At 45.8% G+C, this 26,647-nt stretch carries 19 protein-coding genes and 1 pseudogene; all 20 read right to left on the bottom strand.

The features are described from left to right. Positions 1-25 precede the first annotated feature (25 nt). Positions 26-835: pseudogene (locus AC4E8D_RS26635) on the bottom strand (alpha/beta fold hydrolase). A gap of 133 nt (positions 836-968) precedes the next feature. Further along, complete coding sequence (locus AC4E8D_RS26640; protein ID WP_339308775.1) at positions 969-2,984, bottom strand: heavy metal translocating P-type ATPase; 2,016 nt, start codon at positions 2,982-2,984, stop codon at positions 969-971. A gap of 420 nt (positions 2,985-3,404) precedes the next feature. Next, on the bottom strand, positions 3,405-4,712 hold the full coding sequence (locus AC4E8D_RS26645; protein WP_339179470.1) for a homocysteine synthase: 1,308 nt from the start codon (positions 4,710-4,712) through the stop codon (positions 3,405-3,407). A gap of 238 nt (positions 4,713-4,950) precedes the next feature. Next, positions 4,951-5,796 carry a sugar phosphate isomerase/epimerase family protein gene (locus tag AC4E8D_RS26650; protein ID WP_221820764.1) on the bottom strand — a complete coding sequence of 282 codons (846 nt, stop codon included), beginning with the start codon at positions 5,794-5,796 and terminating at the stop codon, positions 4,951-4,953. A 37-nt stretch (positions 5,797-5,833) separates the two neighbouring features. Then, on the bottom strand, positions 5,834-6,586 hold the full coding sequence (gene kduD / locus AC4E8D_RS26655; protein WP_221820762.1) for a 2-dehydro-3-deoxy-D-gluconate 5-dehydrogenase KduD: 753 nt from the start codon (positions 6,584-6,586) through the stop codon (positions 5,834-5,836). A 77-nt stretch (positions 6,587-6,663) separates the two neighbouring features. Further along, positions 6,664-7,422 carry a DeoR/GlpR family DNA-binding transcription regulator gene (locus AC4E8D_RS26660; RefSeq protein ID WP_221820760.1) on the bottom strand — a complete coding sequence of 253 codons (759 nt, stop codon included), beginning with the start codon at positions 7,420-7,422 and terminating at the stop codon, positions 6,664-6,666. An 86-nt stretch (positions 7,423-7,508) separates the two neighbouring features. Next, on the bottom strand, positions 7,509-8,348 hold the full coding sequence (kduI, locus tag AC4E8D_RS26665) for a 5-dehydro-4-deoxy-D-glucuronate isomerase (protein ID WP_036606918.1): 840 nt from the start codon (positions 8,346-8,348) through the stop codon (positions 7,509-7,511). A 354-nt stretch (positions 8,349-8,702) separates the two neighbouring features. Beyond that, positions 8,703-9,686 carry a zinc-dependent alcohol dehydrogenase family protein gene (locus AC4E8D_RS26670; protein ID WP_221820758.1) on the bottom strand — a complete coding sequence of 328 codons (984 nt, stop codon included), beginning with the start codon at positions 9,684-9,686 and terminating at the stop codon, positions 8,703-8,705. Positions 9,687-9,907: 221 nt separating this feature from the next. Then, the gene (gene cyoD, locus AC4E8D_RS26675; protein ID WP_036606914.1) at positions 9,908-10,237 is read right to left on the bottom strand and encodes a cytochrome o ubiquinol oxidase subunit IV; all 330 of its coding nucleotides are present in this window, start codon (positions 10,235-10,237) and stop codon (positions 9,908-9,910) included. Continuing rightward, positions 10,238-10,858 carry a cytochrome o ubiquinol oxidase subunit III gene (cyoC, locus tag AC4E8D_RS26680; RefSeq protein ID WP_036606911.1) on the bottom strand — a complete coding sequence of 207 codons (621 nt, stop codon included), beginning with the start codon at positions 10,856-10,858 and terminating at the stop codon, positions 10,238-10,240. Next, entirely contained in the window at positions 10,859-12,829 is a 1,971-nt protein-coding gene (locus tag AC4E8D_RS26685; protein WP_076212762.1) for a cbb3-type cytochrome c oxidase subunit I, read from the bottom strand. Between the two features lie 21 nt (positions 12,830-12,850). Then, a complete protein-coding gene (gene cyoA / locus AC4E8D_RS26690) occupies positions 12,851-13,825 on the bottom strand; it encodes a ubiquinol oxidase subunit II (protein WP_221820756.1) in 975 nt (324 codons plus the stop codon). A 318-nt stretch (positions 13,826-14,143) separates the two neighbouring features. Continuing rightward, on the bottom strand, positions 14,144-14,407 hold the full coding sequence (locus AC4E8D_RS26695; protein WP_036606904.1) for a hypothetical protein: 264 nt from the start codon (positions 14,405-14,407) through the stop codon (positions 14,144-14,146). A 360-nt stretch (positions 14,408-14,767) separates the two neighbouring features. After that, on the bottom strand, positions 14,768-16,129 hold the full coding sequence (locus tag AC4E8D_RS26700; protein ID WP_221820754.1) for a GH1 family beta-glucosidase: 1,362 nt from the start codon (positions 16,127-16,129) through the stop codon (positions 14,768-14,770). A 16-nt stretch (positions 16,130-16,145) separates the two neighbouring features. Beyond that, a complete protein-coding gene (locus AC4E8D_RS26705) occupies positions 16,146-18,527 on the bottom strand; it encodes a glycoside hydrolase family 95 protein (protein WP_221820753.1) in 2,382 nt (793 codons plus the stop codon). 190 nt (positions 18,528-18,717) lie between these two features. Continuing rightward, the gene (locus tag AC4E8D_RS26710) at positions 18,718-20,415 is read right to left on the bottom strand and encodes an ABC transporter substrate-binding protein (protein WP_017692217.1); all 1,698 of its coding nucleotides are present in this window, start codon (positions 20,413-20,415) and stop codon (positions 18,718-18,720) included. Between the two features lie 319 nt (positions 20,416-20,734). After that, complete coding sequence (locus tag AC4E8D_RS26715) at positions 20,735-22,438, bottom strand: ABC transporter substrate-binding protein (RefSeq protein ID WP_490205391.1); 1,704 nt, start codon at positions 22,436-22,438, stop codon at positions 20,735-20,737. Positions 22,439-22,827: 389 nt separating this feature from the next. Further along, positions 22,828-24,516, bottom strand: coding sequence for an ABC transporter substrate-binding protein (locus tag AC4E8D_RS26720; RefSeq protein ID WP_339179489.1), 1,689 nt, complete (start codon positions 24,514-24,516; stop codon positions 22,828-22,830). A 190-nt stretch (positions 24,517-24,706) separates the two neighbouring features. After that, positions 24,707-25,609, bottom strand: a complete 903-nt coding sequence (locus tag AC4E8D_RS26725; RefSeq protein WP_127546605.1) for a carbohydrate ABC transporter permease — start codon at positions 25,607-25,609, stop codon at positions 24,707-24,709. A 15-nt stretch (positions 25,610-25,624) separates the two neighbouring features. After that, complete coding sequence (locus AC4E8D_RS26730) at positions 25,625-26,608, bottom strand: ABC transporter permease (protein ID WP_127546607.1); 984 nt, start codon at positions 26,606-26,608, stop codon at positions 25,625-25,627. Positions 26,609-26,647: the final 39 nt, after the last annotated feature.

Below are 26,647 nucleotides of genomic sequence, written 5' to 3' on the forward strand. Positions count from 1 at the left end.
TCAGAGATATTGCGCCCACTCCTGATCAGGATTGGATGAAACGAATCAGTTCCGAATTGAATTTTTCCAATTCATCATAGAATGCACCATGACCGCTCTCTTCAAAAGCAATCAGTTGAGACGAAGCGATGCCTTGGTGCATCTGCTCGGCGAACTCAAACGGACAGATCTCATCTTTTTTCCCGTGCAAAATGGCTGTTGGCATCTGGATTGAACTCAGGTCACCTCGCAAGTCCTCATCCCGTAACGCAATTGCACTGCGAATGGTACCATAAGATGAAGCTTCCATGCCGAGGGCGTGGAACCAATCCATGAATGGCTGGCTGTGTTTCTTCGCGAAGAACATGCCGCCAAACGTCTCCAGTAACTTCGGACGATCTTCAAAGATCGGCTCAATGATCTGCTCGTTCAGCTGCTCTGGAGTCAATCCATACGGATAACCTTCACGCTGTGTGAACACAGGTGCTGCCGCAGATAACAAGGCCAGCTTGGAGACACCATGTCCCTTATGGCGAGCCATGTAATGTACTGCGATCGCTCCACCCATAGATAATCCTGCGAGTACCGCGTCTTTCAGCTCCAGATCATCAATAACGGCACGAACATCGTCTGCCATGCGATCATAATCTTATCCTGTTGAAGGCTTATCCGATAAGCCATATCCTCTAAAATCTATCGCGATGGCACGAATGCCATGGTTCGGCAGTACGTTCAATTGGTATTCAAACATTTTATAATTAACAGGCCAGCCACGCAAAAAGACAACCGGGGTGCCTTCGCCAATATCTTCAACATATACTTTTACATTTGGTTCCACTTGTACATAACGTCCCATATTTCACAGCTCCCTTTATCCTCGAATCGTCTCTTCGAATCATTGCCCACTGACCCAAGGTTCAAACGTAAGCTGTTAAACCAGCCGCATACTACCAGCGAAACAAATTACTCATTTTCCTCTTCAAATCTCATTACCGTAGCAGCCTAAGCCCATTCAGAATAACCAGAATTGTACTGCCTTCATGACCTACCACACCCAAAGGCAGTGCGACGTCTTGGAGGAAGTTCCCAGCAATTAAGGCCAGAATAACGGTGATGGCAAAACACATATTCTGTTTCACCGTACGCTGAGCTCGACGAGCCTGCCCAATCACCCAAGCGATCTCTTCAATGTTATCGTTCATGAGTACCGCATCAGCGACCTCCAGTGCAGTTCCGCTGCCGGACAATCCCATCCCCATACCCACAGTAGCTGCTGCAAGTGCCGGTGCATCATTGACACCATCCCCTACCATTAACACAGGACCATACTGTTTGCGGAGCGCTTGGACCTGCTTCACTTTATCTCCAGGCAGCAAGTCTGCATAGACCATGCTTACTCCAGTTTCACGCGCAATTACAGAAGCTGATCTGGCTCGATCTCCTGTTAACATGGCAACTTTTACACCCATCGCTTCAAGCTTTTTCACTGCAGCTGCTGCCTGTGGCCGTACCGTGTCCCGCATCGCGATCAGCCCGACTAATTCACCATCAGCCATAACAGCGGATACGGTTTTCCCCTCCCCTTCAAGACGGGAGCATACATCGTCCCACTTAGAAGATACCTTCATATGGTTAGCACCATGTCCATCTGGATCATCAACGTTGCTATCTTTCATCTCCTCTGACTGCATTAATCCCAGTACATCTGTTTTACCAATGCTCCAGACCACATCGTTCACAGTTCCTTCGATGCCCCAGCCTGTTAGAGCCTGTACGTGTTCCGCTTCCTGAAGTGTAATATTCTCCTTGTTCGCCTGATCTACGATGGCACGAGCCAAAGGATGCATGGAGAGGTTCTCAATCGCCGCTACCGCAGCTAAGAGCTGAGCACGATCTACATGTTCAGCCGTAATAATATCGGTCACTTGTGGGGTGCCCATGGTCAATGTACCTGTTTTGTCAAAAGCCACGACCCGCGTGCGAGCCATATTCTCCATATGGGCACCACCCTTGAAGAGAATGCCACGACGGGCGCTACTGGACATCGCGGACAGCATGACAGGCATGATCGAAGACACCAATGCACAAGGCGAAGCAACAACCAGAAACACCATCGCTTTATAAAATGCCTCATTCCATGTCCAGCCAAGCAGTAGTGGAGTTCCTGCAATCACAAGTAAAGTCACCCCTACAACAATGCGTGCGTATATTCCTTCAAACCGCTCCATGAAACGCTGGGAATCCGGCACTTCTGCCTGTGCTTCTTCCACCATTTTAATGATTTTGCCAAACAGTGACCCTTCAGCCGATTTTGTGACCTCTACATATAAGGCACCCTCCCCGTTTACCGTACCTGCGTAGACCTCATCCCCCACAACTTTGTCCACAGGCAGGGATTCTCCCGTGATGGACGACTGATTGATAAAAGAACTCCCCCGGTACACGACACCATCTGCTGGGATAAGTTCTCCCGGTTTGACCAACAGCAGATCACCCGGCTGCAAATCATCAATAGCCACAAGGTTCATCTGTCCGTCCTCAATACGCATTGCAGTCTCTGGCTTGAGCGCCAGCAACGATGAGATATCCTTATGACTGCGCTCTGTCGCATAACTTTCCAACGCACCACTGAGTGCAAAAATAAAGATCAGCATCGCTCCTTCATTCCAGTAACCGATGGCTGCTGCCCCAAGGGATGCGGCAATCATCAGCAGGTTTACATCCAGATCACGGTCCTTGACCAGTGTCTCGATGCCTTCCTTCGCTTTGGTCCAACCGCCAACGGCATACGCCACAATGTAGAGCATGATGGATAAGGTAGCAAAATACGGTGCAGTTCCCCAGGCAATCAGCATCAACAGCCCGCTGCCCAATGCTGATTGCATCTCTTTATTCTGTATCATGGCTCGAAAATCAGGCTTCTTGCCCCGATTGGGACCTGGTGTTTGGGATGAGCATTGTTCTGCTTGTTTCTGTCTGTGTAAAGGTTGATGTATCGCTTGCATATGAATCACGTTCCATTCGATGGTAGGTTTGCGGATAGTGAATGTGCTCAGTTCCGCTTCCAGAGATGAAGTTGTATTGAGAATGAGAGCCATTGTTAATGCCCTAAAAATGACACATGCTGCTGCGGGAGTCCCGCAGCAGCATGGTTTTGTGAATGATTTTGCAATAATCTCGAATGAGAATGATAATCATTTTTGTGCTTATGCAATTATTTTTACCCAATACAACTTTTAATCAGTATATGCCTGTGATCCACATTTGTAAATGGGCTTTTTTCAATGGATAGTCATACATGCGTGTTCAAAAAGATAAAAAGCCGCTGTCCCGGAGGACAACGGCTTTAACCATCTATTGATATTCATATAACCTGTTTATGGCATATCCGCTTAAGTGATTGTTACACATCCACCCAATGCCATTTATGCGCCTACACTTGCTCCCTGACTTGCTTTGATGGCTTGCTCCAGATCATAGATAATGTCTTGAATGTTCTCAGTACCTACAGACAGACGAATCAATTCCGGATTAACCCCTGCTGCGGTCTGTTCATCTTCAGTCAACTGCGCATGAGTTGTGCTTGCCGGGTGAATGATTAGAGACTTGGAGTCACCAACATTCGCAAGGTGAGAGAACAATTTGACACTTTCAATCAATTTGCGACCTGCGTCCGCACCACCTTTAATTCCAAAGGTCAGAATCGCACCTTGCCCTCTTGGCAGATATTTCTTTGCAAGCTCATAAGAACCGTGGCTCGGCAGACCTGCATAACTTACCCAAGACACATCCTCATGTTTCTCAAGGAATTCCGCAACCGCAAGGGCATTGCTACTATGACGCTCTACGCGCAGATGTAATGTCTCCAGTCCTTGCAGCAACAACCATGAGTTGAATGGAGAAATCGTTGCACCCAAGTCACGCAGAAGTTGTACACGAGCTTTGATAATATAAGCAATCGGTCCAACCGCTTCCGTATATACAACACCGTTATAACTGGAGTCCGGCTCCGTCAATCCCGGGAACTTGCCACTTGCTTTCCAGTCAAATTTTCCGCTATCCACGATAACGCCACCAATGGATGTACCATGACCCCCAATAAATTTCGTTGCAGAGTGAACGACAATATCTGCGCCATGTTCGATTGGACGAAGCAGGTACGGACTCGGGAACGTATTATCCACGATCAAAGGAATTCCATGTTCATGGGCGATGGCTGCCACCGCTTCAATATCCAGTACATTCCCCTTTGGATTACCGATCGTTTCGGCATACAATGCTTTGGTTTTCTCCGTAATCGCAGCTCTGAAATTCTCAGGATCACTGGAATCCACAAATTTCACATCCAGACCCAGTTTCGGCAAAGTCGTCGAGAACAGATTGTATGTACCTCCATACAAACTTGCCGAAGACACGATCTCATCGCCTGCACCAGCAATATTCAGAAGTGAAAACGTAATGGCTGCCTGACCAGAAGCTGTAGCCAGCGCTCCAGCTCCGCCTTCCAACGCCGCAATCCGCTGCTCAAACACGTCGGTTGTTGGATTCATCAGGCGGGTATAGATGTTGCCAAACTCTTTCAAACCAAACAAGTTAGCTGCATGCTCGGTGTCCTTGAATCCATATGATGTTGTCTGATACAAGGGTACAGCTCGTGCGTTGGTGGTTGGATCAATCTCCTGGCCTGCATGAATTGCCAATGTTTCAAATGAAAGCTCACGTTCGTTTGACATAAATCTGAATCCTCCCTCGATATATACGTTCTTGAAGTTCCTGATGTCTTCGCATGGTGGCATATGTTTTCCATATTCTCTCACAAGATGTCGTATTTGAAAAGACTTATTTCCGATTGTTCCGATAAGAAAAATTAAATATGTGCTTTATCGATTTCTGTACCAAAAAAACCTTTGCACTCGCAAAGGTTTTTCAGCTACTTTGGCTTCGGTATGCATTACCTCATCCTGGGTTTGGTTAGACCCGAACTGCACTCCATACTTCACGCAAATGTTTGGCTGCAGGTACAGCTTCCTCCGCAGTTACGCCTTCAAGTGAAATATCAATATGCGGCTTATACGTTTTTAACAATTCAAAAAATAACGGGTAATCCAGTATACCTGCCCCAGGTACCGGATTGTACTTCTCTCCCTGTGCATCAAAGGCTACATCTTTGGCATGGATCACAATCATGCGCTGATACAGTGATTCCATCACCTCGCGCAAGAAAGCCCCTTGATCTGCAGCATGTGGTTGCTTGATCAGATTACACGGGTCGAACAGCATCCCCAGATTCGATGAAGGAATCTCTTCAAACAAACGTGTCATATGTTCATGGGTATGAAGAGTATGTGTGGACACAGGCTCAATCGCCGCATGCACGCCCCATTTCTCCGCTTCCTCAGCCAACTCCTCAACCGTTTCTTTCAGCACACTCCACGCCTTCTCTTCATATCCATCCGGATGTGTATCCTGATAGGTGTCCAAGCCCCCAGTCTCCGTTGCTACCATGCTGCAACCAAAATCCCGGGCATAACGCAGATGCTCCTTGAATCGATCAATGTCCGCACGTCTTGTTACCGGATCAGGGTCAATCGGATTAATATAACAGCCCAGTACCGCAATCTTCACCCCGCGCTGTGCAAATTGATCTCCAATCTCATTCGCCAGTCCAGGGCTCAGCTTGCCATTCGATGAGTCCACATCTGATAATGCTTTGGCCAGCGCCAGCTGTACGGAATTAAATCCGTTATCCGCAATCGTCTGCGCAAGCTGTGCTGTAGGCTGTTTGCCAAATGTATGCGCCAGAATACCAAGTTTCATCTCACTGCCTCCTTATGCTAATCCGATTATCAAACGATTAACGTGCCATCCAACCGCCATCGACATTCAGCACATGACCATTCAGATAATCCGAAGCGGCAGATGCCAGAAAGACAACCGGGCCTTTCAGATCTTCAGGTGTTCCCCAGCGCCCCGCAGGAATACGGGCTGTAATATCCCGGTAACGATTCTCGTCCGCACGGATCTGGGTAGTATTATCGGTTTCCATATAACCAGGTGCGATACCGTTAATCTGGATTCCCTTTCCTGCCCATTCATTGGCAAGTGCTTTGGTTAAACCGGCAACGCCATGTTTACTGGCTGTATACCCTGGCACATTGATCCCACCTTGATAGGACAACATGGATGCAATATTAATGATTTTGCCACTTCCGCGTTCAATCATATGTCTGCCTGCCAATTGGCTTAGGAAAAATACAGTGTTCAGGTTCAGACCAATTACATCATGCCAGTCCTGCCCTGCATGATCAACCGCAGGTGTGCGACGAATGATTCCGGCATTGTTGACGAGAATGTCGATTCTGCCCTGGAACGCAAGCGCCTGTTCGAACACTGCAGACAACTCATCTTCACGACTTAAATCCGCTTCAATCACATAAGCTTTGCGTCCGAGTGCTTCAATGGCAATTGCCGTTGCCGCAGGCTTGGAATAAGAGACCAGCACCACATCAGCACCTGCTTCTGCCAAACCAATGGCCATCCCTTGTCCAAGTCCTCCCGAGGTACCTGTTACCAGTGCAACTTGTCCGCTTAAATCAAATGGGTTCATGAATGATTCCTCCGCATGGTTTTGATATGCAATCCGTAGAGCCGTCCGTTCTTTAATCCCATGAATAATGAATGAGGTTAACTTTGATAATCCACTGTGACACCGCTCAGCTCGTATAAGGCAACCGTCTCTTCATCCAAACGACTATCGCTGATAATGTAGTCCAGTTCCGAACACTGGGCGAAAGTTCGCAGTGCAAATTGTCCGAATTTATAATGATCCACAACGCCGTATACTTGCTGCGAGGCAGATATCATTGCTTTTTTCAAAGGAACCAGATCTCCCGTGTATATGGATAATCCGAATTCCGGATGAAGGGCTGTCGTGGATATAAAGGCTTTGTGAATGTTAAGACTGGATATAAACGAAGCCGTATCATCCCCAACCAACATATTCCGTACACGAGCCCCGCCAGGCACAACCAGTCGCACTTGCTCCTTCTTGGTCAGCTCCGCAATAATGAACAGGTCATTGGTCACCACCGTCAGCGGTTGATTATCGAGACGTTTGGCCATCTCCAGCGTGGTGCTACCACCATCGAGAGCAACGATATCTCCAGGTCGAATGTAAGCAAGGGCACGTTCAGCAATCTCCGTCTTCTCCGGATGATGTTTCTCGGTAACTCCACGGCTATTCAAGATGCCATACTGGTCATTCTGAGCCAGCATAGCACCACCATGGACACGTACGAGCAGTCCCATACTCTCCAACTTGTCGAGATCCTCTCGCACTGTTTTCCCAGTCACCTGCAACAACTCACTCAGATCACTGACGGTTACTTCCTGGCGTCCCAGCAGAGCCTCCATAATTTTTTCATGTCTTTTCAATGGATTCATCACAATCAACTTCCTATACTATCTGAGTCAAAATGAATGAGTCATAGTGTCTACCCTGTCAATTTAACTCAGAAAACTGTAATTTATTATTTCAGGTCTTTCATTGCTACGCCGTCCATATCTTCGAACGTCTGGTTCTCACCAGCCATCGCCCAACAGAAGGTGTAATTGCTTGTACCCACACCACTGTGAATGGACCAGCTTGGGGAAATGATCGCCTGGCGATCACGTACAACCAGATGACGTGTTTCGTTTGGCTCACCCATCATATGGAATACAACACCGTCTTCAGGCAAGTTCCAGTACAAGTATACTTCGGAACGGCGGTTATGGGTATGTGCAGGCATCGTGTTCCACATGTTACCCTTGTCGAGTTCGGTAATGCCCATCACCAACTGACAACTCTGAATTCCACCTTCTCCTTGGTGAATGTAACGATAGATCGTACGCTCATTGGAAGTTTCGATGCTGCCCAGATGATTCGGCTGAGCTTGTTCTTGTGTTGCTTTTACTGTTGGATAGGTGTGGTGAGCCGGTGTGGATACAAAATAGAATTGGGCAGGTTGAGCCTTGTCACTGCTCGTGAACACAACTTCCTTCACCCCTCTACCGATGTAGAGACATTCCTTCGCTCCAATCTCATAACCTTGTCCATCCGCTGTCACTGTTCCGTGACCACCGACATTAATGATACCGATTTCACGACGCTCCAGGAAAAAGTTCGTTCCGATATCTTTCAGGTTCACTTCAAGGGTAATGTCCTTACTCTCGGGTACAGCCGTTCCCACAATATAACGATCCACATGAGAATACACCGTTACCAATTCATCAGTTGCAAACAGTTGCTCCATCAAAAATTCCTCACGCAGGCGAGATGTATCATACGTTTTCACTTCATTGGGATGTGCAGCATAGCGATTTTCCATTATTCATCCATTCCCTTCGTCATTTAAATTGGTTGAGATTGATATTATTAATGTTCATATAAGTTCATTTTAGTTCATTATGTATCTTTTGTGTACCTTTATTTTCAAAAAAAGAATTTTCTGCGATAAAACATTTATGATTCTAACTGTCTATGGATTACCAGTCGTGGATCGGAGTATCTACTCCTCCCAAGAAAATGGTAGTGGAACCGGCGGTAACAGTCCAAGTACTGCAATAACGGCTGCCATAATCGCAGTAAACATCATATCTTTAATCTTCACAACAAGGCCCCCAATATGAATTAGTTGTTAATTACGCATTCTTTATGCTGAGTTTTTTCCAAGTCTTATATACTACTGTAATAAGAGAACCTTCCCCTCGATACCCGATTCAGCCGCTGCAATAGCCTGTTGTACATTCGTTAGGTCATACGTCGCCCCAATGTTTGCCATGACAAGCCTCCCTGCTCTGACCAGCTCCATTACCTCATGAAATACCTGTTCCCAGCGTTCTTGCGAACAGCGTTCCACCCAATGTTTTAACCAGAAAAGTTTCACATGAACTTGTGTTCCCCGGGTAACTTCATGCCATAACGGTGTGATCCCCGAAAGCAGCCCTACACTGATGACCGTACCATTTGGCTTAAGGCAGCTCACCAACTGTTCCCCGTCTGGCCCTCCAATACAATCCACGGCTGCATCAGCACCGTATCCCTCTGTTAATTCCGCCATTCTAGCCTGTAGCAACTCTTTTGTTGTATTGATAACAGAAACTGCTCCAAGACGATACAGTTCAGCAGTATGACGATCATCTCTCGTAAGCGCAATCAATTTGAATCCATTGATTTTTGAGATCTGTGCAAAGATTCGTCCGAGCGCAGATCCCCCTGCATTCACAATCAGGGTATCACCATACGTAAGCTTAAGCACCTCTGTACAGATCAACCAAGCCGTAACCGGATTAATATAGAGCTGGCTGGCTGAGTGATCATCGATATCATTCGGCACAATAATTGTATGTCGCTCCAAAGTCTTCACGACGTCCTGCCAAGTATTCTCGCCTTTTAGTGGCAAGACACGACGCCCCAACATTTGATTGGATACTCCCAATCCTACTGCTTCTACTATCCCCACACCCTCAAACCCGGGAACAGCTGGTAATTGGGTACGATGCGGGTAAGCTCCTCGAACAGGAATAATATCGGAGGGATTAATAGGCCGAGCATACATCCTCACTGCTAATTCACCGGGGCCAGGGGGTATCACATCTTTTTCTTCCATACATAACACTTCCCTTGGTTCGCCAAAACGATAATAACGGATTACCCTAGCTTTCATTGGTACATCTCCTATAATAATTTTTCCAAAATATCTTAGTTAAAATATTGAATATATTGACAGAGTGAATAACAATAGTATCACTGGAAAATTATTTCATCAACGACTTATTAAGATATAATACAACTTTTTCCATTAAAATATGCGATAACTTCAGCTTAGAAAAAAAAGAGCCCCACAACCTTGAATACCAAGGTCGTGAAGCTCTTTCATCATATCAATTAATGTGCAACAGCATTGTTAAGCATAATCCAGATCGAACCAATTACGATGGTCATCATAATCAGTAATCCGAAAATAAGGGCCATGACATTCCAGCGTGGTTTCTCTGTTTCACGGATATGCATGAAGAAGAAGAGTTGAACCACAAACTGAAGTGCTGCCGTGCCCAGAACAACAATGAGTGTTCCTGTTCTTTCCATCATATCATTGAGAACCACCACAAGTGGAATGATTGTCAGAACGACGGACAGGATGAAGCCGATGACATAAGACTTCAATGAACCATGTTGCTCATGACCGTGGGAATCATGTGAGTTGTGCTCTGACATCTACATCACCCCCATGAGATAGACGATCGACAGGAGGAAAATCCATACGACGTCCAAGAAGTGCCAGTACAAGCTGATTACGTTGATTTTACCGCGAGTAACATCGGTAATACCACGTTTTTTCAGTTGTAACATAAGTCCAATCATCCAGATCAGACCGAGCGATACGTGAAGTCCGTGAGTTCCCACAAGGGTGAAGAATGCGCCCGAAGCAGCACTCGTTGTAAAGCTGAACCCTTCGTGAATCAACTCAATAAACTCATATACTTCCAGTGCGATAAAGCTTGCACCCAGAACGGCTGTAACCGCCAGCCAACTGATTAATTGTTTTACTTTGCCTTGATTCATCGCCAGTACGGCTAGTCCGCTCGTGAATGAACTTGTGAGCAAGATAAACGTTTCGGCAATAACACCAGGCATTTTGATCAATTCAGACAAAATCGGTCCGCCCGCCGTATTGTCACGCAACACAATGAAGGTTGCGAACAATACGGAGAACAGGATAACGTCGGAAATCAGGAAGAACCAGAATCCGAGAATTTTCATTTCCTGTGGATCATGATGTCCATGGTCGTGACCATGTGCATGATTCTCACCGTGCTTAGCGGCTGCTTGAGCCATCTATACCGACCCCCTTAACGACGCTTCGGTACGCTTAATTTCGTCGACCGGAATATAATAATCCGTATCGTATGAGAATGAACGGGCGATCATACAGATCCCTACGCCAGCGAGTCCGAGAATTGCCATCCACAGCCATCCGAAGACAAAGCCGAAACCGGCGATGAACCAGAAGACAGACATGATGAACGGAATTCCAGAGTTCTTCGGCATATGAATCGGCTCAAGCGGTTGCTCTGGCGGATAGATGCCTTTGGCACGACGTTCCTTCTCTTCCCACCACTCATCAATATCATCTCCGCGCGGTGTAACGGCGAAGTTGTATTCAGGAGCTGGTGAAGGAATTGACCACTCCAGCGTACGGCCATCCCATGGATCGGCAGGAGCTTTGAGTGATTTGTATTTGCGAATACCGTCTGCGATTTGCGCAACTTGGAACAGGAATCCGACACCCATCAGGAATGCCCCGATTGTGGATACGAAGTTCAATTCCCACCAGCCAGTATCCCAGCCGTAAGTGCTCAGACGACGTGTCATACCCATCAAGCCGACAGCGTACTGCGGCATGAAGCAGACATAGAAACCAATATTCCAAGTCCAGAATGCCCATTTGCCCAGTTTCTCTTCGAGTTGGAAACCGAACATTTTAGGCCACCAGTAGTACAGACCTGCGAAGTATCCGAAGACAACACCACCGATCAATACTTGGTGGAAGTGGGCAATCAGGAAGTAACTGTTGTGGAACTGGAAGTCAGCAGGAGCAACGGATAACAGAACGCCTGTCATACCCCCGACAATAAAGCACGGGATAAAGGCAAGTGTCCACATCATCGGAGTCGCCATGCGTATCCTTCCTCGATACATGGTAAACAGCCAGTTGAATATCTTAACCCCTGTTGGAATAGCAATCAACATCGTAGTTACGGCGAAGAATGCATTTACGTCTGCTCCGGAACCCATCGTGAAGAAGTGATGCGCCCATGTGAAGAAGGACAGGAAGCTGATGATCAACATTGCGAATACCATCGACTTGTAACCAAACAGTTTTTTCCGAGAGAAGGTACTTACAATCTCGGAGAATACACCGAATGCCGGCAAGACCACAATGTATACCTCAGGGTGACCCCACATCCAGATCAAGTTGATATACATCATTGGGTTACCACCCAAATCAAGTGTGAAGAAATGCGCCCCGGCAAACCTGTCGAGGAATAACAATGCAAGTGTCACGGTCAAGATTGGGAAAGCGAACAAGATGATAATACAAGTGGAGAATACCGACCATGTGAACATCGGCATTTTCATCCATCTCATGCCTGGCGCACGCATTTTAATGATGGTAACCAGGAAGTTGATACCGGTAGCCAGGGAACCGATACCTGATATCTGTATACCCCATATATAGAAGTTCTGTCCTACCCCTGGACTGTGCGACAGCTCCGATAGAGGCGGATAACTCAGCCATCCTGCATCCGGTGAACCACCGATAACGAAGGACAGGTTAAACAGCATTGCGCCCAAGAAGAACAGCCAGAAGCTGAGTGCATTCAGGAATGGGAACGCAACGTCTCTTGCTCCGATCTGTAGTGGTACAATAACGTTAAATAGACCAAACATAAATGGCATCGCCATGAACAGGATCATGATCGTGCCGTGAGTTGTGAAGACCTGATTATAGTGTTCAGGATTTAGAAATTCATTGTTAGGCATAGCCAGCTGAAGGCGCATCATTAGCGCATCCACACCACCACGGAACAACATGATAATGGAAGCGATGATATACATGATACCGATCTTTTTATGATCGACAGTCGTTAACCAGTTACGCCAGAGCCAGCCCCATTTTTTGAAATAAGTTAGCACCGCTACAATAGTAATCATGGTAATTCCGATAGCTACCATCGCACCATAAATGAGCGGATCACCGGTTACGAAAAACTCCGATGCAAACTCTTTAAGTCCCTCTAACATTGGGGGCCTCCTTTCGAATCTTTAGTTAGCACTCTTGTCCTCGTCTTGATTGGACGTATCAGTTGCATTTTGAATGGCTCCAGAAGCTTCGTTTGAAGTTCCATGTTTGCTATGAGCACTTTGACCATCTACAACATACTTGGTTACGATATTTTGGAACAATCCTTCTGGGAAGGCAGAATAATAAGCAACATTGCTTGTTCCTGGTTCAGCCAGTGCACTGTAACCTTCTGTGGTCAATGGCTGAGAATTCTGTTTCACATCAGCTACCCAATTGTCAAAATCTTCGTCCGATGTAGCATTCACATCAAAACGCATTTCTCCAAAATGCTCGCCTGTGAAGTTAGCACCGGAACCCCAGTACTTACCTTCATGATCTGCCTGCAGGTACAAGGTCATTGCCATACCCGACATTGTATAAATTTGTCCTCCAAGTTGCGGAATCCAGAACGAGTTCATTGGTGAATCCGCAGTGAGTTCAAATTTCACGGGCCGATCTGCCGGAATATTCAACGTGTTAACCGTTGCAATCCCTTGCTCAGGATACATAAACAGCCATTTCCAATCCAGTGAAGACACTTGGATGGTAATTGGTGCTTTCTCGTGAGCCAACGGCTTCGAAGGCTCCAGATCATACGTGTAACGAATCGTAACAATGGCTAGTATTCCAATAATAATAATTGGAACGGTCCACCAGATTGCCTCCGCCTTCGTACTATGAGACCAGTTAGGTTCATAAGCAGCTTTGTTATCCGGCTTGTCGCGGTAACGCCATACGATGACGGCAGACAAAATGAGTACTGGCACAATAATGACAGCACACAAAATTGTCGAGATGACAATCAAATCTCTCTGCGAAGCGCCAATTGGTCCCTTCGGATCCAGAACAACGTACTGCCCGCCTGCCAGCATTGGCCAGACAATCAATGCAATTGTAACCAACGTCAGGACAACCGGAATGATAATCCGGGTTAGCGACCTAGGTTTCTTGTTCATTTTGATCCCCTCTCCTTAAATTCGCTCATACTGAAAAATCAGTATACTACTCTCTTCCTACTAAAGATATCAGAAATGAACAACTTTTTTGTTCTTGTTAACAAATTTGTCGATTTTACACCTTAAATGTGTGAATTTTTTCTCACAAATCGCTTGCATGGTTGATATTTGCTTATTGTAATCTTTACACATCAAGTCACAAAATAAAACCCTTTGCAGTCCCGTTGAACAATGTCAACGAATCCGCAAAGGGCTTTATTGACTGGATTCCGGGAACTTATCCAGTCTTATTATGAACGAATTAACGCAGGATTATAATCAATCGGCGCCTTCGTCTTCCCGGCGTGTATGAACAAGGCCAATCGCTTTGGCAATAACGTAAATAAACACACTACCTACAAGGAATCCAATACCGACCATCAAGCCAAGATTACGATCATTAAATTCATTCAGATTGATCAGACACATGATCACTCCCGTAATGAGTGCGACCCATGCCAGAACTGTCATCGTCAAGACGGCGCGCCGCATATTTTTGTCTTTGCGCTCCAATTGGCTAACCATTGCTGTCTTCGATGCCATAGTAAACACTTCCTTTTCCCTTTTTGTAAGTGCTTTCCTTATACCAATATACCACATCAGTATGATTTTTAGTCAACAAATGTTCAAATTTCCTTCGCAATTTGGACACTTTATTTTGATTTCAACCGTTGACAAAACATTTTTCAATTCATTCATACTTCTTATAACCCAAAAAACGTCTCTTCATAACAGGAACTGCACTTGACCTTATGAAACCTTTATGAACTACTCATTTTCAACGGTAAAAATACAAAAAAAGACGGCACAATGGAATACTCCAAAGTTGCCGTCTTTTTTATCTTTAATAAGGGAACCGTATATAATGAGGACCTGCTCTTCCCTTGTAACCTGCCACCCAAACTATTGGGGATTATGTTCGTTCCGTGTCTCCAACCAATTATTCTTGATGACGTTCTGATACCAGTAATAACTCTCCTTCGGTGTTCTCACGAGTGAACGATAGTCCATATGAACAAGACCAAAACGCATGCGGTAGCCTTCTGCCCACTCGAAATTATCCATCAGTGACCATGCCATGTACCCTTTCAGGTTAATGCCGTCATTAATGATGCGGTGAATTTGAGCCAAATGCTGTTCATAATAGGCAATCCGGCGATCATCATTAATTTTGCCATTCTCCAGATCATCATTGATGCAAGCACCATTCTCTGTGATATATACATCCACATTGCCGTACTTTTGCAAGTAATGCATAAATTCATACAAACCACGTGATTCCACAGGCCAGCCAATATCGGTTTTGGTGAGGCCCATATCAACTTCTTCCGATTGCAGAGCACCCGCCTCCGGATTGAAGCGATTGATCCCCATCGTGTAATAGTTAATGCCGAGCAGATCGATCGGTTGTGAGATGATCTCCATATCACCTTCCTGAATTGGCACAGTAGCCCCCGCTTCTGCAAACCAATCCACCATAAACTGCGGATATGAACCTTTGTAGATTGGATCTAGGAACCAATCGGTATTGAGCGCAATCGATCGGTCACAGGCAGCTTGGTCCTCAGGAGATTTGCTGTACGGCTCAGCCCAGCATACGTTCGGAGCAATTCCAATCTGACCCGTTGTTCCCAAGCGACGGAAGGATTGAACGGCTTTACCATGAGCAACCAGCAATCCATGAGCCACATTAATTGACGTTTGCAGGTCTTTGTTTCCTGGCGCATGAATCCCGAGAAGGTTCGACAGGAACGCGATACACCATGGTTCATTGAATGTCAGCCAAAAGTTGATCTTGCCCGAGAATTCTTTGAAAATCACTTCGGCATATTTCACAAAAGCGTCTACCGTTCTTCGGTTGCCCCAACCCCCGTCATCCTCCAGCGTTTGTGGAAGATCCCAGTGATACAGCGTGAGGAACGGTTCGATGCCAGCCTCTAACAATGCATCCACGAAGCGATGGTAGAAGTCCAGTCCTTCCCGATTGATCTCCCCATCTCCGTCAGGAATAATGCGCGGCCACGCAATGGAGAACCGGTACGTATTAATCCCGAGTTTCTTCATCAGTTCGATGTCTTCCTCGTAACGATGGTAACTGTCACATGCGACATCCCCATTGTCTCCGTTATATACCTTGCCAGGTGTGCGCGCAAACGTATCCCAGATGGATACCCCGCGTCCACCTTCCTGTGCCGCTCCTTCTATTTGATAGGAAGCTGTTGCTGTCCCCCAGCGGAAATCTTGCGGAAATTTAAAAATGGTCATGGTTGGCTCCTCCGTCTCATGATGACACGCGGATCGTCTGTCCTACGGTCATCGTTAAAATAATTACATAATCGCCCTGAGGCGTAAGCTCTGCCTTGGCTTGTTCATGTCCTTCCACGCGTAGCGGATAAGCACTGCGAAGGGTAAGCGACTCACTTCGATCTGCCTTAATAACCGCTGAAGCAAGCTTGTTGTCCGTCCACGTTATGGCTACCGTATAACCACCTCTTGCACGAAGCCCTTCAACTCGACCTTGAGTCCAGAGTTCGGGTAGTGCCGGCAGTAAATGTAACTCGTTCAAGTGGCTCTGCAATAACATCTCCGCGATTCCGGCCGTACCTCCAAAATTACCATCGATCTGGAATGGTGGATGGTCATCAAACAGATTTGGATGTGTGGACCGGGCCAGCAACGTGCGCACAAACTGATGTGCCTGGCTGCTATCCAGCAGTCGTGCATACAGATTGATCAACCATGCACAGCTCCATCCTGTATGCCCGCCACCTTGTGAGATACGACGTTCAAGCGATACCCGTGCTGCTTCTACCAATTCCGGTGTGTGTACTCGATTGATCTGCTCTCCCGGATACAGTCCATACAGATGGGAGACGTGACGATGCCCTGGCTCGGATTCGGCAAAATCCTTAAACCACTCCAGCAATTGTCCTTCGCTTCCAATTCGGAATGGATAGAGTTTGTCCAGAGCCTCCCCCCACTCGCCCGCCAATGACTCATCTAGATTCAATTGCTTCGCGGCCTCAATACAGCGGGTGAACAGTTCACGAATTAACGTCATATCCATCGTTGAAGCCATGGATATACTGCGTGCCTCCCCATTATCTGTGAGAAACTTGTTCTCTGGTGAAGTGGATGGAATCGTGACCAGATAACCGTCAGGTCCTTCCACCAACCAGTCGAGACAGAACAAGGCAGCCTCTTTCATGATGGGATACGCACGTTTCTCAAGAAAACGCTGATCCCCGGTAAATTGGTAATGCTCCCATAGATGCGAGGTCAGCCAAACGCCGCCCATTGGCCAGAATGCCCAGCTCGCGTCTCCGCCTGTAGGTGTGGTGGTTCTCCAGATATCCACGTTATGATGCGCAGTCCATCCACGGGCTCCGTAGAGAATCCGTGCTGTTCTGCGCCCTGTATCACTGAGATCTGTCAGCATATCGAACAGCGGCTCATGACATTCACTGAGATTGCAGACTTCTGCCGGCCAGTAATTCATTTCCGTGTTGATGTTGATTGTGTAGTCACTATGCCATGGCGGCTCTACCTGATGGTTCCAGATTCCCTGCAGATTGGCAGGCTGGCTGCCTGGACGCGAACTAGCCATTAACAGATATCTTCCATATTGAAAATAAAGTGCCTCCAGTCCAGGATCTTGTTGCCCTGCCTGATAAGCCTGCAGCCGCTCATCTGTAGGTAATTCGGCGTTAGCCGATACCCCTAAATCAATAGAGACTCTGTTAAACAGCGCACTATGATCCTGAATATGTCGGTCACGAAGGCCTTCCACGCCATGTGTGATCGCTTTGGAGATCAACTCCTTGCATTCCTCTTCCAATACAGGATGATCCTTCAGAGGTAACACATCGTAACTCTCAAAGGAGGTAGCCGCTGCCAGATAGAAAACAACCTGGTCAGCACCCTGAATATGTAACTTGCCTTCCAGATTGGAGACCTTCACCTGATCGCCAGATGCCGTGAATGCTACACGGACAGCATAAGCCGTTCCCCGATCCTCTTCATAGAGGACGGATTCCGGGTGATCTCTGAAGTAATTGGACTCCACGTGACTTGGGCACCGACTGAACATGGTTAGTGCATCTCCCGAAGTCTCAACGCGATAAGGATGGGGACTGTCTAGCGTAACACTTACACTCACAGCGCCCTTCTGATCAGCAGTTAATGTGCAGACCATCAGATCATCCGAAGCACTGGAATACACTTCACGTACGTAACGAATTCCTTCCCATGAGTACGTCGTGGTTGCAATACCCGATTCCAGATCAAGTTCCCGTTCAAATGCATCATATGAAAGATCATCCAGACCTTCATGGTGCAATAGAAAGTGACCCATTGGCTGATAGGCCTCTACATCACGACCGAGCATTTCACGGTTTAACAAATCCTCAGCTTCACCATATTGTCCGGACAGGATCAACTCACGTGTCTGTTTCAAATACCGCTGGCTGCTGTATTGAATCGTATCCCGTGGAAATCCTGACCATAATGTATCTTCATTGAGCTGAATTCGTTCATCTGCTGCGCCACCGTACACCATGCCTCCAAGACGGCCGTTCCCGATGGGGAGCGCTTCTTCCCAGCGTTTTGCCGGTTGTTGATACCATAGACGATTGATTTTAGTTTGGTTATTGTGTTGGGACATGATTAGCTCCTGTTCCTGAATCAGCTGTATATTCCTTATGTCATAAAACGTTTTCGGTAAGTGCTTACAATAATAAAATTATATGTGATTTCAAAATTTGCGTCAATGCAAATCATCACATCATTACACAAAAAAAAGGCCCCATATAGAGCCCTTTCCTTGTTTAACCATGGATCACAGACAATCCATGTTATTTTACGTCTTTTCCTGTCCACAGAGAGACACGTTCCTTAACCCAAACCGTAAATTGTTTCTCCATTTCAACTGCACCCGCTTTGTCCAAATCAGCCAGTAAAGCATCATAGGTTGCATCAAAGTTTGCTGGTGTAGTCAGAACAGCTTCCGGAATCCGTTTACGGATGATATCCTGTGTTTTCTGGAACGTTACCTCATAGTCTGTACCGGAAGGTACGGACATGTTATACGCTGCGCCCCAATCCTTAACTGGCAGATCTTCTTCAGCCGGATAGAACTCTTTCCAAGTCGTGATACCGTAAGCTTTCAGTGTTTCTTTCTCTGCAGCTGTGTAACCAGCTACAATCTGCTCTGGGAAGTTCGTTGTGTAATAGTTATCCGTTGAATCTTTTACCCCATCACCGTATCTTGCGCTAAATACGTTGTACATCCCAATTCCTGTTTCCTTACTGAAATTGGAGTTGTCATTCGTTTTGCGGTCCTGAACGTCATCTGGAATCACGCGTTTACCATCTTCTACGTTGTAATGTTCACCTTCGATACCCCAGTTTCTCAGAACTTGTCCTTCATCGGAAGCAAGCCAATCCATGAATTTGATGATACGCACTGGATCTTTGGCCGAAGTTGTAATCCCGATGCCATAACCGTCAAATCCGGCTGGTTGGAACGTGTGATCCACAATTTCATCGTTAAGTGATACAGAGAAGTGAGCGTATGTGGCATCATCCTTGCCAGATGATTTAAGTGCGTTCTCCGCTTCTTGATAGTTCCACTCTTGGTCAATCAGACCGAGGACACGACCACTGGCAATTTTGGACTTGTATTGGTCATCCTTTTGAACAAATGCATCTTTGTCCAGTAGGCCTTCATTGTACATTTTATTCAACCAGCGGAAATATTCTCTTTCCTCTGGACGTTTGTAGTGCAATTTTGCTTCATACGTTTCAGGGTCAATGTAATATTCACCATCATCCGGTGCACCTGTTGCCTGGAAAGCTGGATTCGTTACCGTGATCATGATTTTCCAATCATCTGCATTTAATGTTAATGGAATGGTTGGTTGACCATCAATCGTTGGATGTTTTTCATAATAGGCTCTGAGTACATTCTCGTAATCCTCAAGTGTCTTCACTTCAGGGTATCCAAGCTCTTTCAATACTCTTTGTTGAATTTCGAATCCACCTGTAGCGTCAAACGTAACATTATCGACACCCATATTGGTTGGAATGGTATAGATCGCTTGATCTTCGAGACTGTATTTCAAACGGTTCATCTGTTCCCCATAGATTTTTTTCAAATTGGGAGCATGCTCCTCAATCAGATCCGTGAGATCCAGCATCGCGCCTGCATCCACAAGCTTAGATAAGTTACCTTTAGGGTAAATCATATCCGGAAAGTCACCACTGGCAGCCATCAGTGCAATCTTCTGGTTACCACCATCATTTACATCATATTCAGCTTCAATTGTAACGCCTGTTTGCTCCGTGATCTTTTTACCAACAGCATCTTGCATCTTGTTCCAGGTGGGACTAGCATCCGCTCCGAAGAACGTAACTGTAATGGGTTCGGTACCGCTGGACTCCGAAGTCTCTTTGGTTCCCGAATTCCCGCAGCCAGCTGTAACCAACATTGCACTTGCGAGCATCAACATTGCAAACGTCTTGGGTGTATTGCCTTTCATTTTGCCTCTCATTGTCTAGTTCCCCCTATTATTTATGAAGGTTTTATCTGTATAACAGGCTTTATGCCTGAGGATACCACTTTTTTTGAATACGCTTTCGAGTTCATTCATTCCGACGTTTTTAGTGAAGCTGACGTTTCGATTCTGTAAAAAGAAGATTATTCTTCTAACAGACGTAAAACGTTTTCGGAAATGAAATAAACCGCTTACTGAAAGTGCTTACATGATAGATTATACTGCTATCACCACCTTACGTCAACAACAAAAAAAGCCCTTTTTCAAGAGCTTTTTTGCAATGAAAATCCTTAACTTTAATGCTTTGTTTTCAAGCTTATTTCACATCTTTTCCAGTCCACAGGGAGACACGTTCTTTCACCCAAACCGTGTATTGTTTCTCCATTTCTACTGCACCTGCTTTATCAAGTTCAGCCAGGAGACTGTCATACACGCTGTCAAAGTTCTCAGGTTTGGCAAGGATCGCTTCTGGGATCCGTTTGCGGATGATATCCTGTGTCTTCTGGAATGTTACGTTGTAGTCTGTGTCAGAAGGTACAGGCATATTATACGCTGCGCCCCAATCTTTCAGTTTCAATTCATCTTCGGATGGATAGAAATCTTTCCATGTTGTGATACCGTATGCTTTCAACGTTTCCTTCTCAGCCGGTGTGTAGCTTGCTTGGATCTGCTCTGGGAAGTTCGTTGTATAGTAGTTGTCTGTAGAATCTTTTACACCATCACCGTATCTTGCGCTGAAAATATTGTACAACCCAACTCCTGTTTCTTTCGTGAAATTGGAGTTGTCATTTGTTTTGCGTTCCTGAACATCGTCAGGAATCACACGTTTGCCATTTTCTACATTGTAGTGTTCACCTTCAATACCCCAGTTTCTCAACACCTGGCCTTCATCGGAAGCGAGCCAATCCATGAATTTGATAATCCGTACCGGATCTTTGGCCGAAGTTGTAATCCCGATGCCATAACCGTCAAATCCTGTTGGCTGGAATGTATGATCCACAATGTCCTTATTCAGGGACACGGAGAAGTGAGCATATGTGGCTTCGTCCTTGCCTGCTGCCTTGAGAGCGTTCTCAGCTTCGCCATAGTTCCAGTCCTGGTCGATCAGACCAAGTACACGGCCACTGGCGATTTTGGATTTGTATTGATCATCTTTTTGTACAAAAGTATCTTTGTCGAGCAGGCCTTCATTGTACATTTTGTTCAACCAGCGGAAGTATTCTTTCTCCTCTGGACGTTTGTAGTGAAGCATCGCTTCATACGTTTCAGGATTAATGTAATATTCCCCATCATCCGGTGCACCTGTTGCCTGGAAGGCCGGGTTCGTTACCGTGATCATGATCTTCCAGTCATCTGCATTGAGTGTCAGTGGAATGGTTGGTTGACCATCAATCGTTGGATGCTTTTCATAATACGATCTAAGAACGTTTTCGTAATCCTCAAGTGTTTTCACTTCTGGGTATCCCAGTTCTTTCAACACTCTTTGCTGAATTTCGAATCCACCACCTGCATCAAAAGCAACGTTATCTACACCCATGTTGGTTGGAATAGCATAGATCGCTTGATCTTCCAGACTGTATTTCAAACGATTCATCTGATCGCCATATATCTTTTTCAGGTTAGGTGCATGTTCCTCAATCAGGTCAGTCAGGTCCAGCATTGCGCCTGCATCCACCAGCTTCGACAGGTTACCTTTAGGAAAGATAATATCAGGGTAATCACCGCTGGCAGCCATCAAAGGTATCTTTTGGTCGCCACCATTGTTCACATCGTATTCTGCTTCAATTGTAACACCTGTTCTTTTGGTAATCTCTTGGCCCACTGCATCTTTCATGTTGTTCCAGCTTGGACTTGCATCTGCACCAAAGAATGTAAAGGTCACTGGAGTGGTTGTATCTCCGGAATCAACCGGCTTTTCTGAAGCGTTAGTTCCTCCTCCACTGCCGCTGCATCCTGCTGTAATTGCAAGTGCACTGGCTAACAGAAGCATTGCGAATGTTTTTGGTGTTTTGCCCTTCATGTGTAATCCCCCTTATGGATATTAATGAAGCTGTATATTTGTATAACAGGCTGACCTGCACATACCGTGACCAGATGAAACAAATGTAATTTTCTTGTTTTTATAACATTAGAAGCGTTTTCTTTAAAACGGTGAATGGATCTTCACACACCTTAATTTACTCGTCACCCTCTGGAATTCCCCTTGAATAAATGAGAATGATGTATGTTGTTTTTCTCTGATGTACGGGACAATGTAAGTGCTTTCATAATTGAATAATAATCGCTCCTATATCCCTTGTCAATAGTGAATTTATAAAATTGAAAACGTTTTTTAGAAAACGTTTTAGTTATAAAAAAGAACCCGGTTATCCGGGTTCTTTCTCGGTTTGAATCCATTCAATCGATAGCTTATTTAGTCTCTTCACCGCTCCACAATTGAACACGGTTTTGAACGAGTTCTGTGTATTGTTTCTCCATGTCCTCTGCTCCTGCATTGTTCACTTCATCAATCATGCCATCATAGATGGCATCGAACTGCTCAGGAGTACTCAGGATGGCTTCCGGGATACGTTTCCGAATGATATCCTGTGTTTTCTTGAAGATGACGTTGTAGTTGGAGTCACCTGGTGTTGGCAGATTGTATGCTGCTCCCCATGGTTTGATCGGGAACTCGTCTTCACTCGGGAACAGATCTTTCCACGTCGTAGCACCGTAAGCTTTGAGTGTTTCTTTCTCTGCATCGGAATATGCTGCCACGATCTGTTCAGGGAAATTCGTAGTGTAGTAGTTATCCGTTGAATCCTTCACACCGTCTCCATAGTGACCAGACATATTGGTGTACAGTCCAATACCCGTTTCTTTCTGGAATACGGCTGCATTATTGGTTTTCTGATCCAGAATGTCGGCAGGAATGACACGTTTGCCGTCCTTCACTTCGTACTGTTTGCCCTCAATTCCCCAGTTCATCAGCACTTGCCCTTCTTCAGAAGCCAGGTAATCGAAGAATTTGATCGTACGAACCGGATCAGGATTCGATGTGGTAATCCCTACACCCCAACCGGATACAAAACCTGGATCTTGGTAAGCATGATCCTTGATATCCTCGGACAGGGTTACCGGGAAGTGTGAATACGTTGCTTCATCCTTGCCCGCAGATTTCAGTGCATTTTCTGCATCGGAATAACCCCAATCCTGGTCAATGACACCCAGAACACGTCCACTTGCAATTTTGGATTTGTATTGGTCTGTTTTTTGGATGAAGCTGTCCTGATCCAGCAATCCAGTGTTATACATATGGTTCAACCAGCGGAAGTACTCTTTTTCCTCTGGACGTTTGTAATGCAGACTTGCTTCATACGTCTCTGGATCGATATAGTATTCACCGTCATCCGGAGCACCTGTTGCCTGGAAGGCAGGGTTCGTTACCGTAATCATGATTCTCCAATCATCCGCGTCCAATGTTAACGGGATTGTTGGCTGACCATCAATTGTTGGGTGTTTCTCTTTGTACGCCTTCAATACATTCTCGTAATCCTCAAGTGTACGCACTTCAGGGTATCCGAGTTCTTTCAGTACACGGTGCTGAATACCAAATCCACCACCTGCATCAAAGTACTTCTGGTCTACCGCATAATACGTCGGCAGCACATAAATAGCCTGATCTTCATTACTGTATTTCAACCGGTCCATGTAATTACCATACAGCTTCTTCAGATTGGGAGCATATTGGTCGATCAGATCTGTCAGATCGAGCATTGCTCCGGCATCCACCAGTTTGCTGAGTTCTCCTTTGGGGGAGACAATATCCGGATAGTCTCCGCTCGCCGCCATTAAGGATATTTTATCTTGACCACCACTAACGGCAAATTCACCGTTAAGGGTTATCCCTGTTTTTTCCGTAAGGACTTTACCTACTTCATCCTTCATGCCATTCCAGTTCGGACTGGGGTCAACGCTAAAGAAATCAAAAGTAAGTGGAGTTGTCTCTGCGCTTGTATCCTTGAACGACGTATCACTGCCGCTTCCTCCACCGCAACCTGCGAGTAAAGACATTGCAAGCACTGGTGCCAGTGCAATCTTCATTTTGGAACTTGCCATAATGGTAATCCTCCCTGTTTCATATGTCTGTTTGTCCGGGACTTTTTTGTCCCTGTCTATAGCTTCATGAATACCACACCGCAGCCCTATACGGTGAAGCGCAGACCAAATGGCTGCGCTTCGGGTATCCTGATGCTTCATTTGTTTGTAGATGTACGGCCGCTCTATGTGGCAGCCTGTACCCAATTGTTTAACCTTTTACTGCGCCCAGTGTCATACCGCCAACAAAGTACTTCTGAAGGAATGGATATACAATGAGGATTGGAACCGTTACAACGATCGTAATCGCCATTTTGATCGATTCCGGTGAAATCTGTGTCATTTGCTGTGCCATATCATTGGCATTTCGTCCAGCACCTGAGCCTTGCTGCGTACTTTGCAATACTTTCATCAGCTCATATTGGAGCGTGGTCAGATGTGCCTTTGAACCATTATACAGGTACGTATCAAACCACGCATTCCATTGACCTACAGCCAGGAACAATGCGATGGTAGCAAGCACTGGTTTACACAGTGGCAAGATGATTCTGTAGTAGATTGTAAAGTCATTCGCTCCGTCCAGCTTCGCGGATTCCTGCAATGAGTATGGCAGGCCATCAATGAATGAACGGATGATAAACACGTTAAATGCACTGATCATGCCAGGCAATACATATACCCAGAATGTACCGATCAGGTCCAAGTCACGCATCAGGATGTATACCGGAATCAGACCACCGGAGAAATACATCGTGAGTGCGAGTGTTGTGGATACAAATTTTCTAAGTCCAAAGTCAGGTCTGCTCAGTGTAAAGGCGATCATGGATGAACTGATCAATCCGAGCACGGTACCTACAAGTGTACGCAGAATGGAGATCTGCAAACCTTGTAGCAATCCATCATATTGGAAAATCGTTTTGTAATTCTGTAATGTGAATTCGCGAGGCCACAAGTAAATTCCGCCACGTACTGTATCTGTCGAGTTATTGAGTGAGATGGCTAGTACGTTAAGGAATGGATAAAGTGTTACAACCAGCACCATGGTCATCGCGAGGATGTTGAATATATCGAACAGTTTATCGCCCCGAGTAGCATTGAATGCTTTGTTCGCCATAATGTCGTCCCCTCCCTACATGATGCTTTCTTTTGTGAATTTTTTGAACAAGCCGTTCGCAGTAAACAGAAGGATGATACTGACAACGGAGTTGAATATACCTATGGCTGTACCATATGAGAATCGTCCCATATTCAAACCATAATTGAGCGCGTATAGATCAAGTACTTCCGAGTAGTCTGTGACCAGACTGTTTTGTAGCAAAAATTGCTTCTCGAAACCGATACTGATCAGATGTCCAATTGACATGATGAAAAGTACGGAAATCGTGGTCCGTATGCCAGGCAGCGTGATGTGCCACATCTGTCTCCAGCGGTTGGCTCCATCTACACGGGAAGCTTCATACAGCTCATTGTCGATACCTGTAATCGCCGCCAGATAGATGATGGCATTCCAACCGGTTTCCTTCCACATATCTGAAGCGGTTACAATGTACCAGAACAAGTTCCCCTTGGCCATGAATTGGATCGGCTGATCGATAATGTTCAGTCCTACCAATAGATCATTGATAATCCCGCCATCGGTGGAGAGCATCTTGGTGATAATACCTGCCACAACGACCCAGGATACAAAGTGAGGCAGATATGATACCGTTTGCACGGCACGTTTGAAGAACATGCCTCTCATTTCATTCAAGAGAATAGCGAAGAATATCGGTACGATAAAACCGACAACCAGTCCCATCAAACTCATTGCAAGTGTATTTCGAAGTACCAGATAGAAACGATCATCACTGAACAGCTCTACAAAGTGTTTAAAACCAACCCACTCTTGATCACCAAACGATCTGGCAGGTTTATAATTTTGGAAAGCCATCGTCCATCCCCATAGTGGCAGATAGTTAAAAACGAAAACCCAAGCTACGAATGGCAATGACATGAGATAGAGATATTTCTGCTGTTTCATTCTGTCCCAAATTCCGTTCCGCCGATTCTTTAAAGGCGGTTTGGGGTCACTGCTTCTGTTCGCGGAAGCGGATTTTTTTGTTAGCGTTTCCATCTCCGTTCCCCCTCCTCTGTTTTATAAAATAATCATACC

The sequence above is a fragment of the Paenibacillus sp. SRL342 genome, assembly GCF_984798905.1.

Coding starts and splice junctions, on each gene's coding strand:
- AC4E8D_RS26710 (WP_017692217.1), bottom strand. CDS start 20,415: ATGAGAGGCAAAATGAAAGGCAATACACCCAAGACGTTTGCAATGTTG.
- cyoC (WP_036606911.1), bottom strand. CDS start 10,858: ATGGCTCAAGCAGCCGCTAAGCACGGTGAGAATCATGCACATGGTCAC.
- AC4E8D_RS26650 (WP_221820764.1), bottom strand. CDS start 5,796: ATGAAACTTGGTATTCTGGCGCATACATTTGGCAAACAGCCTACAGCA.
- AC4E8D_RS26720 (WP_339179489.1), bottom strand. CDS start 24,516: ATGGCAAGTTCCAAAATGAAGATTGCACTGGCACCAGTGCTTGCAATG.
- AC4E8D_RS26730 (WP_127546607.1), bottom strand. CDS start 26,608: ATGGAAACGCTAACAAAAAAATCCGCTTCCGCGAACAGAAGCAGTGAC.
- AC4E8D_RS26670 (WP_221820758.1), bottom strand. CDS start 9,686: ATGAAAGCTAGGGTAATCCGTTATTATCGTTTTGGCGAACCAAGGGAA.
- AC4E8D_RS26660 (WP_221820760.1), bottom strand. CDS start 7,422: ATGAATCCATTGAAAAGACATGAAAAAATTATGGAGGCTCTGCTGGGA.
- cyoA (WP_221820756.1), bottom strand. CDS start 13,825: ATGAACAAGAAACCTAGGTCGCTAACCCGGATTATCATTCCGGTTGTC.
- AC4E8D_RS26715 (WP_490205391.1), bottom strand. CDS start 22,438: ATGAAGGGCAAAACACCAAAAACATTCGCAATGCTTCTGTTAGCCAGT.
- AC4E8D_RS26700 (WP_221820754.1), bottom strand. CDS start 16,129: ATGACCATTTTTAAATTTCCGCAAGATTTCCGCTGGGGGACAGCAACA.
- AC4E8D_RS26705 (WP_221820753.1), bottom strand. CDS start 18,527: ATGTCCCAACACAATAACCAAACTAAAATCAATCGTCTATGGTATCAA.
- AC4E8D_RS26725 (WP_127546605.1), bottom strand. CDS start 25,609: ATGGCGAACAAAGCATTCAATGCTACTCGGGGCGATAAACTGTTCGAT.
- kduI (WP_036606918.1), bottom strand. CDS start 8,348: ATGGAAAATCGCTATGCTGCACATCCCAATGAAGTGAAAACGTATGAT.
- AC4E8D_RS26645 (WP_339179470.1), bottom strand. CDS start 4,712: ATGTCAAACGAACGTGAGCTTTCATTTGAAACATTGGCAATTCATGCA.
- kduD (WP_221820762.1), bottom strand. CDS start 6,586: ATGAACCCATTTGATTTAAGCGGACAAGTTGCACTGGTAACAGGTACC.
- AC4E8D_RS26685 (WP_076212762.1), bottom strand. CDS start 12,829: ATGTTAGAGGGACTTAAAGAGTTTGCATCGGAGTTTTTCGTAACCGGT.
- AC4E8D_RS26695 (WP_036606904.1), bottom strand. CDS start 14,407: ATGGCATCGAAGACAGCAATGGTTAGCCAATTGGAGCGCAAAGACAAA.
- cyoD (WP_036606914.1), bottom strand. CDS start 10,237: ATGTCAGAGCACAACTCACATGATTCCCACGGTCATGAGCAACATGGT.
- AC4E8D_RS26640 (WP_339308775.1), bottom strand. CDS start 2,984: ATGCAAGCGATACATCAACCTTTACACAGACAGAAACAAGCAGAACAA.